The organism is Gordonia sp. NPDC003585, from assembly GCF_040610755.1.
Classification (GTDB): domain Bacteria; phylum Actinomycetota; class Actinomycetes; order Mycobacteriales; family Mycobacteriaceae; genus Gordonia.
The window spans coordinates 19,453-34,214 of sequence record NZ_JBEXMX010000038.1 but is presented as its reverse complement, the minus strand read 5'-3'; the positions used below and the strand labels follow the sequence as shown (position 1 = coordinate 34,214).

General features: G+C 66.3%; 15 protein-coding genes. 8 read left to right on the top strand and 7 right to left on the bottom strand.

The genetic code is table 11. From position 1 onward, the window contains the following. Positions 1-104 precede the first annotated feature (104 nt). From ABZW74_RS12525 to ABZW74_RS12510, 4 genes are all read right to left on the bottom strand, one after another. A complete protein-coding gene (locus tag ABZW74_RS12525) occupies positions 105-809 on the bottom strand; it encodes a GntR family transcriptional regulator (RefSeq protein ID WP_355276559.1) in 705 nt (234 codons plus the stop codon). 4 nt (positions 810-813) lie between these two features. Continuing rightward, positions 814-2,814, bottom strand: a complete 2,001-nt coding sequence (locus ABZW74_RS12520) for an alpha/beta fold hydrolase (protein WP_240860849.1) — start codon at positions 2,812-2,814, stop codon at positions 814-816. After that, entirely contained in the window at positions 2,811-4,610 is a 1,800-nt protein-coding gene (locus tag ABZW74_RS12515) for an N-acetylglutaminylglutamine amidotransferase (RefSeq protein ID WP_240860851.1), read from the bottom strand. Before ABZW74_RS12515 ends, ABZW74_RS12520 begins: the two co-directional genes overlap by 4 nt. Before the next feature lie 96 nt (positions 4,611-4,706). Next, positions 4,707-5,210, bottom strand: coding sequence for a hotdog fold domain-containing protein (locus tag ABZW74_RS12510; RefSeq protein WP_240860852.1), 504 nt, complete (start codon positions 5,208-5,210; stop codon positions 4,707-4,709). Between the two features lie 185 nt (positions 5,211-5,395). Between ABZW74_RS12510 and ABZW74_RS12505 the strand changes: the two genes are divergently transcribed. Next, entirely contained in the window at positions 5,396-6,349 is a 954-nt protein-coding gene (locus ABZW74_RS12505) for a hypothetical protein (protein WP_355276556.1), read from the top strand. Between the two features lie 849 nt (positions 6,350-7,198). Here ABZW74_RS12505 and ABZW74_RS12500 read toward each other — a convergent pair. From ABZW74_RS12500 to ABZW74_RS12490, 3 genes are read right to left on the bottom strand one after another with little or no spacing between them, the layout of a single operon-like run. Continuing rightward, positions 7,199-7,948 carry a succinate dehydrogenase/fumarate reductase iron-sulfur subunit gene (locus ABZW74_RS12500; protein ID WP_355276554.1) on the bottom strand — a complete coding sequence of 250 codons (750 nt, stop codon included), beginning with the start codon at positions 7,946-7,948 and terminating at the stop codon, positions 7,199-7,201. Between the two features lie 10 nt (positions 7,949-7,958). Then, positions 7,959-9,908, bottom strand: a complete 1,950-nt coding sequence (locus ABZW74_RS12495; protein ID WP_355276552.1) for a fumarate reductase/succinate dehydrogenase flavoprotein subunit — start codon at positions 9,906-9,908, stop codon at positions 7,959-7,961. After that, on the bottom strand, positions 9,908-10,675 hold the full coding sequence (locus ABZW74_RS12490) for a succinate dehydrogenase cytochrome b subunit (protein WP_240860858.1): 768 nt from the start codon (positions 10,673-10,675) through the stop codon (positions 9,908-9,910). The genes ABZW74_RS12495 and ABZW74_RS12490 overlap by 1 nt, the downstream gene beginning before the upstream one ends. A 562-nt stretch (positions 10,676-11,237) precedes the next feature. On the opposite strand from ABZW74_RS12490, the gene rpsJ reads away from it, so the two are divergent. The 7 genes from rpsJ to rplV are packed head-to-tail and all read left to right on the top strand — an operon-like array spanning position 11,238 to position 14,762. Further along, on the top strand, positions 11,238-11,543 hold the full coding sequence (rpsJ, locus tag ABZW74_RS12485) for a 30S ribosomal protein S10 (RefSeq protein WP_003938093.1): 306 nt from the start codon (positions 11,238-11,240) through the stop codon (positions 11,541-11,543). Positions 11,544-11,562: 19 nt separating this feature from the next. Continuing rightward, positions 11,563-12,219 carry a 50S ribosomal protein L3 gene (gene rplC / locus ABZW74_RS12480; protein WP_240860860.1) on the top strand — a complete coding sequence of 219 codons (657 nt, stop codon included), beginning with the start codon at positions 11,563-11,565 and terminating at the stop codon, positions 12,217-12,219. Then, entirely contained in the window at positions 12,216-12,875 is a 660-nt protein-coding gene (gene rplD / locus ABZW74_RS12475; RefSeq protein ID WP_240860863.1) for a 50S ribosomal protein L4, read from the top strand. The genes rplC and rplD overlap by 4 nt, the downstream gene beginning before the upstream one ends. 2 nt (positions 12,876-12,877) lie before the next feature. After that, positions 12,878-13,183: a 50S ribosomal protein L23 gene (gene rplW / locus ABZW74_RS12470; RefSeq protein WP_240860864.1), complete on the top strand. Its 306-nt coding sequence runs from the start codon at positions 12,878-12,880 to the stop codon at positions 13,181-13,183. A 30-nt stretch (positions 13,184-13,213) separates the two neighbouring features. Next, the gene (gene rplB / locus ABZW74_RS12465) at positions 13,214-14,050 is read left to right on the top strand and encodes a 50S ribosomal protein L2 (protein WP_355276548.1); all 837 of its coding nucleotides are present in this window, start codon (positions 13,214-13,216) and stop codon (positions 14,048-14,050) included. A gap of 20 nt (positions 14,051-14,070) precedes the next feature. Beyond that, positions 14,071-14,352, top strand: a complete 282-nt coding sequence (rpsS, locus tag ABZW74_RS12460) for a 30S ribosomal protein S19 (RefSeq protein WP_005193585.1) — start codon at positions 14,071-14,073, stop codon at positions 14,350-14,352. Further along, a complete protein-coding gene (gene rplV / locus ABZW74_RS12455; protein ID WP_240860870.1) occupies positions 14,352-14,762 on the top strand; it encodes a 50S ribosomal protein L22 in 411 nt (136 codons plus the stop codon). The genes rpsS and rplV overlap by 1 nt, the downstream gene beginning before the upstream one ends.

Genomic DNA, 14,762 nt, shown 5'->3' with positions numbered 1-14,762 from the left:
TTCTTGATGTGTGGCGACGGAGGTTACTGCTGCAAACAACGTAGGAACGCTTTGTTACCCGGGAATTAACAGACCGATATATCTTTCTGGTCGGTAGAGGGAGGTCAGTCGGGGCGGACGCCGAGTCGTTCGGCGGTCTCGATGATCGCGCTCTCCAGTCGCGCGTGATGGACCCGTGCGATCTCGAGGACGTTCCCGGTGTCGCGCTGAGCGAAGGCATCGAGCAGTGCGGCGTGGTCGTCGTTGAGGAGATTCTGGGTCTCGACGGTGACCGAGCGCATGACCTGGAACGGTTCGGTCAGATTCCAGGTGGCCTCGAACATGTTGAGCAGGCGCGGCATGCCGCACGGGATCGCGAGGCAGCGATGGAACTCGCGCGAGATGTCGTGGAAGGACTTGCCGTCGCTGAAGCGAACCGCGGTGAGGAGATCGGCGTGATGGCTGCGGGCGGCGTCGAGATCGGCGTCGGTGATGTTGCCGACCGAACGCGCGAGTGCTGCCTGCTCGAGAACGCCACGCACGAAATAGATCTCGCGCAACTCGTGCACCGACAACTGACTCACGCGATATCCGGCGTTGGGTTGGTGAACCACCAGTCCCTCGCCGACGAGGGTCTTGAGCGCCTCGCGCACCGGTATCGGACTGACCGACAGGGCGTCGGCGACCTCGCCGGGCGGGATCTGGGTTCCGGGTGCGGCCGCACCGGACAAGATCAGCCGGCGTAGCTCTTCGAGAACATCGGTTCGCGAACTGCCGGAACGGGTTTCGACGAGCTGAGCCACCAGGCGATTCGGGTTTCGGCGACTCATCGGATCAGCCGCTCCACCGCACGGGCAGCGCGGTGTGCGCTTGCGAGCGGGTCGGGTGACCGTGAATCCAGTCCGCGATCGCCTGGGTCATACGTTGTTGGTTGTGCCGCTTGACGATCTCGTGGCCCTCGTCATCGAACATGAGCATCTTCGCGGTGGCGCCGAGGGCACGCAGTTCGTTCACGATCTGCTGGGACTCGCTGACCGGCACGTTGGTGTCGTGAGCGCCGTGGACGACGAGGAGCGGAGCGCGCACCTCGGCGATCCGATGGATCGGAGACAGATCGGCCAGCAACTCGCGGTCGGATTCCGGGTGGCCGTACTTGGTGTAGGCGGCAACGGCGATCCACGGCTCGGTGTTGCGGAAGAACGACTCGAGGTCACTCATGCCGCAGATGGCGATCCCGGCGGCGAAGACCCCGGGGTGAAAGGTGAGGCAGGCCAGCGTGAGGTAGCCGCCGTAGGAGCGGCCTCCGCAGTACACCGACTCCGGGTCGGCGATCTTGTTGTCGCACAAGAACTGAGCGCAGTCTGCGGCGTCGTCGATGCCGGCGTAGCGCCCGTACCGATCGTCCGCGTGCGAGAACAGACGGCCCGAGCCCCCTGAGCCGCGCACGTTGGGTGCGAACACGCTGATCCCGGCGTCGACGAGAGGGCCGAACAGAAACTGGTAGTCGGGCCGGGTCTCCGCTTCGGGACCGCCGTGGAAGTAGATCAGGCACGGCGGCGGTGATCCATCCTCGAGGTGTGCTCGATAGAGCCAGCCCGACAACGGCATTCCGTCTCGCGCGGAGAACTCGACGCGTTCGCCTCGCAGCGCTGTCGACGGACCGCCGCTGATCACCACATCGTCGCGCACGGCTGTCACCTCGCCGGTCGAGGTGTTCACCAGATGCACCAGCGCCGAATGCTGTGGGCTCGACACCGTCAGTGCCACCAGGGTTCCGGCCGCACTGATGGACAGGTTGGCACCGACCTCGCCGGGCAGCGGGATCGGCGTGTGCAGGGTCTGGTCGGGCAGGGTCAGAATCTGTAACTCGCTGCGCCCGCGCACATTCCACAGCAATGCCACCGTCGACTGGTTGTGCGACACGGCGAATTCGTCGAGACCGGCGTCGGGCCGCTCGGCGAGGACCCGGAACCGTTTGCCGTCGGCACCCACCTCGACGCCGAGCAGGCGCGGGAACTTGGCGTCGAAATCGCTGAGCACCAGTGCCTGAACGGAATCGAGGTCGCGTTCGGAATCCTGGGGCGGTCCGACGAAGACGAGCGACGGGTGATCGTAACCCTGGTCGAGGATGTAGCCGTCGTCGGTGACCGAACCCGGATCGTTGGGCAGCAGTGGCGTCATGATCGTCGCCTCGGCGTCGGGCTCCTCGAGAGGACGCCGGATCAACAGCATGTCGCGATAGCCACGCGGGCCGACGCGCAGAAGCGTTGCGCCCTTCCACGAGTCGATCAGCGCGCCGCCGACGCGGACGTCGAGGGTCATCACGGTGCCCGTCCCGGGGTGGACGCGGAGGGCATGCGCGGTGCCGTCGAGTTCTGTTGCGGTGAGCAGAACCCAGTCGGTGTCCCAGCCGACGAGGGTGACGGTGCCGAATGAACGCCCGGAGGCCACGCGGGTGGGCCGGCCGGGATCGCCGTCGGTGCGCACGGCGCCGACGCGGTGTGCGATGTCGTCGTCGGGGTTGGTGGTGACGACCCACACCTGGTGGTGCTCGCCGCCACCGGGGGCGATCTCGACGGCCAGCCAGCGACCGTCGGTGGAGTGCACGAGCTTTCGGACCGGGCCGCTCGCCGGGATGCGGACCCACCGCAATTCGCCGACGCCGCCCCGCGACAGTGATCGCTGTGCGGCCCGTGGATAGCCTGTGCCGTCGTCGACGATGTAGGCGAACGCGCTGCCGTCCGGCGATACCGACGGCGCATAGGTGTGCCAACTGCGTTCGTCGAAACGTACCGGCGACAGGGCGGAGTCGTCGGAGTCGGTGGCCAGGCTCATGCGGTACCGGACTCCATGGTCTGCAGCCACATCTCCAGGAGTGCCACCTGCCAGAGTTCGTTGCCGCCCAACGGCGTTCGGAACCCGTTGGGATCGGCGAAGAGCCGATCGAGCGCGGTCTGCCGGTAGAGTCCCCGATCGCGGGCGGCCTGTGAGTTGAGGGTGTCGGCGACGAGGTCGAAGATCCCGCCCTCGAGGTGACGGATGCCGGGAACCGGGAAATAGCCCTTAGTGCGGTCGATCACCGCCGACGGCAGCAGCGCGCGACTGGCCTCTTTGAGAACGCCCTTGCCGCCGTGGGCGAGTTTGAGGGCGGGCGGGCAGGTCGCGGCCAACTCGACGAACTCGTGGTCGAGGAAGGGCACACGTGCTTCCAGGCCCCACGCCATCGTCATGGTGTCGACGCGCTTCACCGGGTCGTCGACGAGCATGATGGTGGTGTCGATGCGCAGCGCTGCGTCGACCGCCGAATCGGCGCCGGGGGCGGCCTGGTGGGCCGCCACGAATTCCCAACTCGGGTCGTAATCGTTATCCCCGACGTGGTACGGCTCGTTGAGGAGTGCGCCGATCTCGGCGTGAGAACGGTCGAAGAAGACATTCGCGTACGCCTTGGTGGTCTCGCTGCGCGCGGTGTCCGCGAGCGGCGGATACCAGCTGTATCCGCCGAGGATCTCGTCGGCGCCCTGACCGGACTGCACCACCTTGATCGATTTGCTGACCTCTTGCGACAGAAGATAGAAGGCGACGCAGTCGTGACTGACCATCGGTTCGCCCATGGCGGCGATGGCGTCGGGCACCGCGGGCAGCAGCCGTTCGGTGCCGATGTGGATCTTGTGATGGTCGGTCGCGAAGGTGTCGGCGATGACGTCGGAGTAGGCGTACTCGTCGCCGGCTTCGCCTCCGGCGGAATCGAATCCGATGCTGAAGGTCGCCAAGTCGGTTTGTCCCTGTTCGGCGAGCAGGGCGACGACGAGGGAGGAGTCGACGCCGCCGGAGAGCAGGACGCCGACCGGGACGTCGGCGACCATACGGCGTTTCACCGAGGTGCGCAGCGAGTCGATCAGTTCGTGCTGCCACCGCTTCTCGTCCCACTCGGCCCGATCCGGGTGTGGCTCGAAAGCTGGTGTCCAGTAGCGGAATTCGGTACTACGACCGTCTGGGGTGATGGTCCGGACGGTGGCCGGGGGGAGCTTGCGGATACCGTTGTAGATGGTGTGCGGCGCCGGGACCACGGCGTGGAAGCTGAAGTAGTGATGGAGTGCGACGCGGTCGATGGTGGTGTCGACTTCCCCGGCGCGCAACAGGGCCTGCGGCGACGACGCGAACCGGAGGCGGCCGGGGCGCTCGGCGAGGTAGAGCGGTTTGATGCCGAGGCGGTCGCGGGCGAGGGTGACGGTTCCGGAATCGGTCTCCACGACGGCGAACGCGAACATGCCGAGCAGGTGGTCGACGCAGTTCTTGCCCCAGGCATGGAAGGCCTTGAGGATGACCTCGCTGTCGGCGTGGGAGAAGAATCGGTAGCCCTTGCCCTCGAGTTCGGCGCGGAGCTCGCGGTGGTTGTAGATGCACCCGTTGAACACGAGGGCGAGTCCGAGGTCGGGGTCGACCATGGGCTGGCTGCCGCGTTCGGACAGGTCGATGATCTTGAGCCGTCGATGGCCCAGCGCGACCGAACCTTTGGCATAGAGACCGTTCGCGTCGGGTCCGCGTCGGGTCATCTCACAGGTCATCGTGTCCACGGCGCTCACGTCGGCGCTTGTGCCGTCGAACCGGATTTCTCCGCAGATGCCGCACATATGGTCAGCCTTTCTTCTCGGAGCCGGGTTCACTCCACCCTAAGAGGTCGGCGGGGTGGTGGCAGGCCGAGGGGATCGGGCGCGTCGTCGGACCCGTCAGGCCGGGGTCACCCAGGTGGTGATGTCGCAGTGGACCACCTCGGTGCCGTGGGTGTCGAGGACCTGCACCGAGATGGTGACGTCGGTGCCCTCGGTGATTGCGGTGAAGTCGATCGGTTCGGCGAGTCGGGCCTCGGCGGTGAGTCGGGTGCCGGCTTTGGCCAGGTAGCTGGTCTGCATCGCCTTGGGGATCCAGCGGTGCGTGGTCGGGGTGGTGGCCTCCATCAGCATCCCCATCGCGGCTTCGGCCAGGTTGCACGCCGCGATGGCGTGAAAGGTGCCGATGTGGTTGTGGACGCCGAACCAGTTCGGCGCGGTCACCTTGCAGTAGCCGGGTTCCATCTCCTGCACCAATGGCAGCACGGTGCCGAAGTACGGCACCCGGGCCACCATTCCCAGCGAGAACAGGGCGTTGCCCACGATGTTTGCCGGTAGACGACGTCGCAGGGCGTACGTGCCACTGACGTTTGCGGTCCGGCTGCCGTCGTCGGAGTTGGCCATGTGTCCCTACCTTACCGGCGAGTCAGTTGCCGTGGGCCGCGGGTGCGGTTCTCCTATCTGAGAGAGTTCGTGGTCGCCACCGTGACCCAGCCCGGGGCATTCGGGTGGGATACGGCAATCTGGCGATTCGCTATGCTGCGCGATGAATCGTTGTCGAGTGGCCGCAGCCACACAAAGGGGAACTGATGACTTACCAACCACCGACGGGTGGCTGGAACAATCCAGCCGGCGGTCCGGTTCCAGGTCAGCCGTACGGGCAGCCTGGCGGGTACCCGGGCCAGCAGGGCTACCCCGGGCAGCAGCCCGGCGCCGGCTTCCCCGGTCAGCCGATGGGCGGTGGCTATCCGCCGCAGCCGCGTGCGCCCCGTCCGGTGATCGTCGAACGTTTCCTCGCCGGGCCGGCGAACAAGCAGCTGTACACCATTTTCGGTGGAGTTCTCGCGTTTCTCGGTGTCCTGCTGGTGATCTTCAGCTGCCTGTCGTGGGCGACCGCGAGCGACGAGAGCAGCGCGGGGAGTTACAGCGTCTCCACCAGTGCCAGCATCACCGGACTGGGTTCGGTGTCGCTGGATGTCGACGCGGATGGCGTGGACACGGACAACGACAGGGTCAAGGACCAGGAAAAGGAGATCGAGAAGGAGACCTCGACTCCCGGCGTGTGGACTCTGATCTTCGGCATCCTGCTCATCGCGTCGGCTGTGGTGTTCTTCTTCCCGAAGATCGCCCAGTGGGGTGTGGTGGCCTCCGTGCTGATCGGTTTCGCGCTGATGGTGATGGCGTCGGTCTTCTTCGCCGATCCGGTGTCGGCGGTGGCCGACAGCGACGTCGAGGGCAACACCGACGACTGGGGCGCCGGCTACGGACTGTGGATCGTCTTCTTCGCTGCACTGATCGCGTTCTTCGTGGCCGTCGCCGCCTTGGTGATGCTGTTGCTGCCGCAGAAGCCGAAGCCGACCGCGTATGGTGGCTGGCCGCAACAGGGCGGATATCAGCCAGGTGGATACGCGGCCGGCGGATACCAGAACGGCGGAATGCCCCAGACCGGTTACCCGACCGGAGGTCAGGGCTACGGCGGATACGGGAACCAGCCCGGCGGGTACAACCAGTACCCCGGCCAGAATCAGTGGCCGTCGCAATAGGCCTCGGTAGCGGTGACTTCGGGCTGCCAGGTCGGCAATCCTCTGCTTTCTGCGGTCGTCGTCGGATCGACGGTGCTTCTGCCGGGGCCAGATCGCCGGGCCTATCGACATGGTGTCCGAAGCGGTCGTCCTGAGGTGCCTCCGAGGGAAATCTGCCCTCGGTGGCCTCTGACGGAGACCGTTTCGGACGGCCGCACACTTCCCGCCTCTATGATCGTCGGCAACGCCGACGGAGGGGCCGTCCGTGGCCATCCCACCAAAAGTAGGGGAAGAAGTTTCTTCCGCGAGGTTCGGAGTCGTCCCCTGGAAAATTGGCGGGGAAGACACCAAGCCTCGGGGACGAGTTACTTCCCCTACTTTCAGTGGCCCGATCTGGCCGACGGCCGACGGCGGCGCTTGCGCACCTGGTCAACGGCGCTACCACGTTCGGCGGAACGCGGTGGGCAACAGCGACCCACGGGGCCGGTTCGGGTCCGGACCGGTTGTCCCAGATGACACCACTGAGCCCGCAGATGCGTATATCTGCGTATCGACGCTCATCGGTGTCATCTGTGGCAGCAATCTGTTCCGAACCGCCACTGCGACAGGGACCTCATTTCTGATCAGAGACCTTCGGGCTGCCGGTCTTTGACCGCAGGTGAGGTCTCTGTGGTGGCTGTGATGGCGGCCGCTTCGCCGACCGGCCAAGGATCGGTCGGCGTGTCGCGATGTCAGAAACCGCGTGTCTGGCCAGAAACCCGACGCGCACCAGCGGTTTCCGGCCACACCTGAGGTTTCTGACGGCAGGTGCGGTTTCTGTGGCGAGGCCACGCTCTTCGGCTTGAGCAAGTCACGCTGTACGGCCGGTGATCAGTTCGGCTTGCGGCGGACGCCGAATCGCATCGCCTCCCGGTTGACGCCGGCGATGGCGTCGAGCGGAATCCCGGCCGGGCACACCGTCGCGCATTCACCGTAGGTCGAGCACGGCCCGAAGTCGTGTTCCATCTGCCCGGTGATCGCCTTGGCCCGACGGCCGCGTTCCTGCTTGCTCTGCGTCAGCGCGGCCAGGTGCAGGAGTTTCGCGCCGGCGAACAGGTGCGCCGCACCGTTGGGACAGGCCGCCACGCAGGCGCCGCAGCCGATGCACGCGGCATAGTCGAGGGCCGCTTCGCTGGTGTCGTGCGGCACGAGTTGGGCGTCGGCATCGGTGGCCTGGCCGGCATTCACCGCGACATGTCCACCTGCTTCGATGACGCGGTCGAGCGCGGAACGGTCGACGACGAGGTCGCGCACCACCGGAAAGGACTTGGCGCGCAGCGGTTCCAGTTTGAGCTCGGTGATGGCGCCGAAGTGTCGCAGATGCTGACGGCACGACGGCGTGTTGGGGGTGGGGCCGTGCGGCCGGTCGTTGACCATCATCCCGCACGATCCGCACACGCCTTCGCGACAGTCCGAATCGAAGGCGACGGGTTCCTCGCCACGGGCCACCAGGTGGTCGTTGAGTCGGTCGAGGACGTCGAGCAAGGACATCTCGGGAGTGGCGTCGTCGAGGGTGTAGGTCTCGAAATGCCCTGCGGCATCGGCGTTCTCTTGTCGCCAGGTTTTGATCGTCAGTTTCATCGGTGCCACCTCACTGGTAGTTCCGGGTCTGCAGGCCGACGGCGGGGAAGGAGAGTGGTTCGTCGTGGCGGATCTGCGCGCCGTCGTCGGTGGTCTCCCAGGCCGACACGAAACACCAGTTCTCGTCGTCGCGCATCGCCTCACCGTCGGCCGTCTGATGGTCGGTGCGGAAGTGCGCGCCACACGACTCGTCGCGGTCGAGGGCGTCGACGCACATCAGTTCGGCGAGTTCGAGGAAGTCGGCGACCCGGCCGGCGCGCTCGAGTTCCTGATTGAACTCCCGGCCACCGCCCGTGACGCGCAGGTTAAACCAGAATTCGTCACGCAGGGAACGGATCTCGTCGATCGCCGTGCTCAGCGACTCGACGCTGCGCGACACCCCGCACCCGCGGTAGAGGATGGCGCCGAGGCGGCGGTGGAAACGGTCGGGGCCCTCGGTGCCGCCGATCGAGGTGAGCGCATCGACGCGGGCGGCGACCGACGCGGCAGCAGCTTGCACGGCGTCGTCGTCCTGTGCCAGCGGTTCGGTGTTCAACAGCGGGGCAAGGTAATTCGGGATCGAGTAGGGGAGCGTGAACCAGCCGTCGACGCAGGCCGACAGGAGCGAGTTGGCACCGAGACGGTTGGCGCCGTGGTAGCCCCAGCCGACCTCGCCGCCCACGAAAAGGCCTGGTACAGAGGTCATCTGGTCGAAGTCCGACCACAGTCCGCCCATGGTGAAATGCGCCGCAGGGGCGATCCGCATCGGCACCTCGTACGGATTCTCACCGGTGGCGTCGTGATACATCGAGAAGAGATTGCCGTACCGCTCGGCGATGGTCGATTTGCCGAGTCGGGCGAGCGCATCCCGGAAATCCAGGTAGACGCTGTTGCGCAGCGGGCCGACCCCGTGGCCGGATTCGATCTGCTCGCGGGCCGCCCGGGAGGCCACGTCGCGCGGGGTGAGGTTGCCGAAGGTCGGGTATTTGCGTTCGAGGTAGTAGTCGCGTTCGGCGTCGGGGATGTCGTTCGGCGGGCGATCGTCGTGCTGCTTGCGCGGCACCCAGATCCGGCCGTCGTTGCGCAGCGACTCGCTCATCAGCGTGGTCTTCGACTGCCATTCGGCACTCACCGGCAGGGCGGTCGGATGGAACTGGATGAACGACGGCGACGCGAGCAGCGCCCCGCGGCGATGTGCGCGCCACGACGCGGTCGCGTTGCAGTTGCGCGCCAGCGTCGACTGGAAGTACACGGTGCCGTAGCCGCCGGTGGCCAGCACCACCGCGTGGGCGGTCTGCGCGCTGATCTCTCCGGTCACCAGGTCGCGGGTGATGATGCCCTGAGCGCGGCCGTCGGCGACGATGAGGTCGAGCATCTCCTGGCGGGTGTGCAGCGTGACCGTGCCGGCCGCGACCTGGCGGAGCAGGGCCTGCGACGCGGCAACTTGCAACTGCTGACCAGTCTGCCCACGCGTGTAGTAAGTGCGCGACACCTGCACGCCGCCGAAACTCCGAGTGGCCAGGCTGCCCCCGTACTCGCGGGCGAACGGGGCGCCGATCGCGTTGAGATGATCGATCACGCGGATCGATTCCTCGGCGAGCCGGAACGCGTCGGCCTCGCGGGAGCGGAAGTCGCCGCCCTTCACGGTGTCGACGACGAAGCGGTGGATCGAGTCGTTGTCGACCTTGCGAGCCCGCGCAGCGTTGATGCCGCCCTGCGCGGCGACGCTGTGCGCGCGGCGCGGGGCGTCGTGGAAGGTGAAGGACGAGACGTTGTAGCCGAGCTCCCCCAGCGCGGCCGCGCAACCGGCGCCGGCCAGTCCGGTGCCGACGACGATGATCCGGAACTTGTGCCGGTTGAGCGGGCCGACGAGTTTGTATTCGTCGCGGCGACGTTGCCAGGCGTCGGTGGGGTCGCAGTCGGGCACGCCGGAGGACAGGTCCGATCCGACGGTGCGCAGCGTGCCCAGGTCGATCGTCATCAGCTCACCACCCCGGTGAGCACCGCGAGCGGGATGGTGATGTTGCCGATCGAGACCGCTGCGGCGAGGAGCAGGGCGATCGCGGCCCCGACCTGCCGGACCCGTTTGCCGGTGGCGCCCAGATCGTTGACGACGCTCCAGAGACCGTGGACGAGGTGCAGGCCGAGCAGCGCCATCGCGACGATGTAGAAGAGCGCAACCGGCCAGCGCTGCAGGCTTTCCACCAGGTTGTGATAGGCGTACGACTGCTGCTCGGTGGTCGAGATGAAGTCGTCGCTCGCTGCCGGTTTGGTGCCGGTCGTCAGGTCGAGGATGTGGAAGACGATGAACGCGAACAGCACCAGCCCCGTGTAGGGCATCAGCGTCGCGGGCAGTCGTTTCCAGCTCATGCCCTTGCGTCGAAACCGGCCCTTGGCCTTATGCGACCGGCCGATCAGCATGAATGACGCCCCGATGTGTGCGACCAGGCAGGCGAGCAGCACCAACCGGAAGATCCACAGGGCGCCCTCGTAGGGGAGCAGCGGTTCGAGCAGGGTGCGCAACCAGTGGGCGTAGGCGTCGAAATGGTCGGCGCCGGTGTAGACCTTGAGATTCCCGATCATGTGGACCAGCACGAACAGGGCGAACACCGTACCGGTGAGCGCCATCGTGACCTTCAGCGTCACGTTGCTCGGTCGGGGCGGGCGCGAGGTCGGCAATGCGCTGGTCGTGCGCGGTTCGGGAATGGGTGCGTCAGCGTCGGAGTGCGGTCCGATGAGCGTGCTCATGCCAGGCCTTCCGGTCGGCTCGGGGCTGGCGAGCCACGTCTCGGTTCCCTGATCAGAGCGTATTGGGTTCGGTACGGGCCTGCCGGGTGATCGATGGATCGGTCCGGCGTCGGATGTCTGTACCTGGGAGGTGAGCCAGGTGCACTGTGCAGTTGGCGGGGCTGTGGCGTACAGATTTCCGCAGATGGGGCGGTCCCGACCACGGATTTGAATACCGACCCCGACCTGGTGCATACTTGTCGGGTTGCCTTCACCGGCGGACGCAGGATTTTCTGCGGCCTGAAGCATTTCGGTGCGCCAGTGAGGTGAATGACTCCCAGGCCCGGGAAACGGGGACTGGGCGTGTAACGCATGCGCCGAATCCGGTTCATGGTCACGACACGCCCGACCGCGGGTGCCGGAGCGAAACGGCTCGTACCAGCTACGAGCCAAACGTACAACGACAGATGAACAGCGTCGATTGCCGAATCTCACACGGTGGTCATGTGCTCAGCCGGCGAGAGGCCGTCCCTGGTCACGCGGTGTTTGTCTGTCGAGAACAACTGACGGAAGAGGACACAGCGTGGCGGGACAGAAGATCCGCATCAGGCTCAAGGCCTACGACCACGAGGCGATCGACGCTTCGGCGCGCAAGATCGTGGAGACCGTGACCCGTACGGGTGCACGCGTCGTCGGCCCGGTGCCGTTGCCCACCGAGAAGAACGTGTACTGCGTCATCCGTTCGCCGCACAAGTACAAGGACAGCCGCGAACATTTCGAGATGCGCACCCACAAGCGACTCATCGACATCCTCGACCCGACGCCGAAGACGGTCGACGCGCTGATGCGCATCGACCTGCCGGCCAGCGTCGACGTCAACATCCAGTAGGCGGGGGGCGAGAAGAATCATGAGTAATCAAAGTGCGACCAAGGGCATTCTGGGCACCAAGCTCGGCATGACCCAGGTCTTCGACGAGAACAACCGCGTCGTTCCGGTGACTGTCATCCAGGCCGGCCCGAACGTGATCACCCAGCTCCGTACCGCCGACCGCGACGGCTACACCGCCGTGCAGCTGGCCTACGGTGCGATCGATCCGCGCAAGGTGACCAAGCCGGTCACCGGTCAGTACGCCAAGGCCGGTGTCACGCCACGCCGCCATCTGGCCGAGATCCGCGTCAACGATGTCAGCGAGTTCGAGGTCGGTCAGGAACTGACCGCCGAGGTCTTCGCCGAGGGTTCGCTGGTCGACGTGACCGGCACCTCCAAGGGCAAGGGTTTCGCCGGCCCCATGAAGCGTCACGGCTTCTCCGGTCTGGGCGCCAGCCACGGCGCGCACCGCGTGCACCGCGCACCGGGTTCCATCGGTGGCTGCGCCACCCCGGGACGCGTGTTCAAGGGCATGCGGATGGCCGGACGCATGGGTAACGACAAGGTGACCACGCAGAACCTCACCGTCCACAAGGTGGACGCCGAGGCCGGCCTGCTGCTGATCAAGGGAGCCATCCCGGGTCGCAAGGGCGGCGTCGTGGTGGTTCGCGACGCAGTGAAGGGAGCCGGTAAATGAGTACCGCAACCAAGCTGACGCTGGACGTCAAAACTGCCGACGGCAAGACCAACGGAACCGTTGACCTGCCCGCCGAACTGTTCGACGTCACGGCCAACATCGCGCTGATGCATCAGGTCGTGGTGGCCCAGCAGGCCGCCGCGCGCCAGGGCACGCACGCCACCAAGACCCGCGGCGAGGTCCGCGGCGGTGGAGCCAAGCCGTACCGGCAGAAGGGCACCGGCCGCGCCCGCCAGGGTTCGACCCGCGCACCTCAGTTCGCCGGTGGTGGCACCGTCCACGGCCCGCAGCCGCGTGACTACAGCCAGCGCACCCCCAAGAAGATGAAGGCGGCCGCCCTGCGCGGCGCGCTGAGCGATCGCGCCCGCAACGAGCGCATCCACGTGATCACCGAACTGGTCTCCGGGCAGGTCCCGTCGACCAAGACGGCACGTCTGTTCCTGGAGAGCCTGTCGGATCGCCGCAAGTTCCTGGTCGTGCTCGGCCGTGAGGACCTGACGGCGTGGAAGAGCGTGGCCAACCTGGGCAACGTGCTGCCGATCGCGCCGGATCAGCTCAACACCTACGACGTCCTCGACTCGGACGAAGTGGTGTTCAGCGTGGAGACGCTCAACGCGTTCATCGCCGCCAACACCGCGACTGAGAAGGAGGCGTGAGCATGGCTACCCAGGCTGACCCCCGTGACATCGTTCTGGCGCCGGTGATCTCCGAGAAGTCCTACGGACTCATGGAAGATCAGGTGTACACCTTCGTGGTGCACCCGGACTCCAACAAGACGCAGATCAAGATCGCCATCGAGCAGATCTTCGGCGTCGAGGTTGCCAGCGTCAACACCGCGAACCGGCAGGGCAAGCGCAAGCGGACCCGCTCTGGCTACGGCCAGCGCAAGTCCACCAAGCGCGCATTCGTGACGCTCACCGAAGACAGCAAGCCCATCGAGATCTTCGGAGGCTCGGTCAGCTGACCGGGACCTCGAGAGAAGGACTGAGAACTCATGGCTATTCGTAAGTACAAGCCGACGACCCCCGGTCGTCGTGGTGCCAGTGGCGCCGACTTCGCCGAGGTCACCCGTGACCATCCGGAGAAGTCGCTGGTTCGTCCGCTGCACGGTCGCGGTGGTCGCAACGCCCACGGTCGCATCACCACCCGGCACAAGGGTGGCGGTCACAAGCGCGCCTACCGTCTGATCGACTTCCGTCGTAACGACAAGGACGGCGTCAACGCCAAGGTCGCACACATCGAGTACGACCCCAACCGCACCGCGCGCATCGCACTGCTGCACTACTTGGACGGCGAGAAGCGCTACATCATCGCGCCGCGTGGCCTGTCGCAGGGCGACGTGGTGGAGAGCGGCCCGACCGCCGACATCAAGCCCGGCAACAACCTGCCGCTGCGCAACATCCCGACCGGTACCCAGGTGCACGCTGTTGAGCTGCGTCCGGGTGGCGGGGCGAAGATGGCCCGCAGCGCGGGTGCCTCGATCCAGCTGCTCGGCAAGGAAGGCACCTACGCGACCCTGCGTATGCCCTCCGGCGAGATCCGTCGCGTCGACGTGCGCTGCCGCGCCACCGTCGGCGAGGTCGGCAACGCCGAGCAGAGCAACATCAACTGGGGCAAGGCCGGCCGCATGCGCTGGAAGGGCAAGCGCCCGACCGTCCGCGGTGTCGTGATGAACCCGGTCGACCACCCGCACGGTGGCGGCGAGGGCAAGACCTCGGGTGGTCGCCACCCGGTGAGCCCGTGGGGACAGCCGGAAGGCCGTACCCGCAAGAACAAGGCGAGCGACAAGCTGATCGTGCGTCGCCGTCGTACCGGCAAGAACAAGCGATAAGCACAGGAGGGAGTTAGAGAATGCCACGCAGCCTCAAGAAGGGCCCGTTCGTCGACGACCACCTGCTTGCCAAGGTCGACGCACAGAACGAAAAGGGCACCAAGCAGGTCATCAAGACCTGGTCGCGCCGTTCGACCATCATCCCCGATTTCATCGGTCACACCTTCGCCGTCCACGACGGTCGCAAGCATGTCCCGGTGTTCATCTCGGACAACATGGTCGGGCACAAGCTGGGCGAGTTCGCCCCCACCCGCACCTTCAAGGGTCACATCAAGGATGACCGGAAAGCGAAGCGCCGCTGATGACTACGCAGACCGATAATCCGACGGCGAAAGCCACCGCGAAGTTTGTTCGCGTGACGCCGATGAAGGCCCGCCGTGTGCTGGACCTGGTTCGCGGCAAGAACGTCGACGAGGCACTGGATATCCTGCGGTTCGCCCCGCAGTCCGCGTCGGAGCCCGTCTACAAGGTGCTCGCGAGCGCCGTTGCCAACGCGGAGAACAACGAGGGTCTGGATCGCCGGACCCTGGTCGTCGCCACCGCGTACGCCGATGAGGGCCCGACCCTCAAGAGGTTCCAGCCGCGTGCGCAGGGTCGCGCGTTCCGCATCCGCAAGCGCACCAGCCACATCACCGTGGTCGTGGAGTCCTTGCCGGAGAAGGCAACCGCAGGCCGCGCCCGGTCGCGTCAGCCGAAGAAGAAGGGAGCCTAG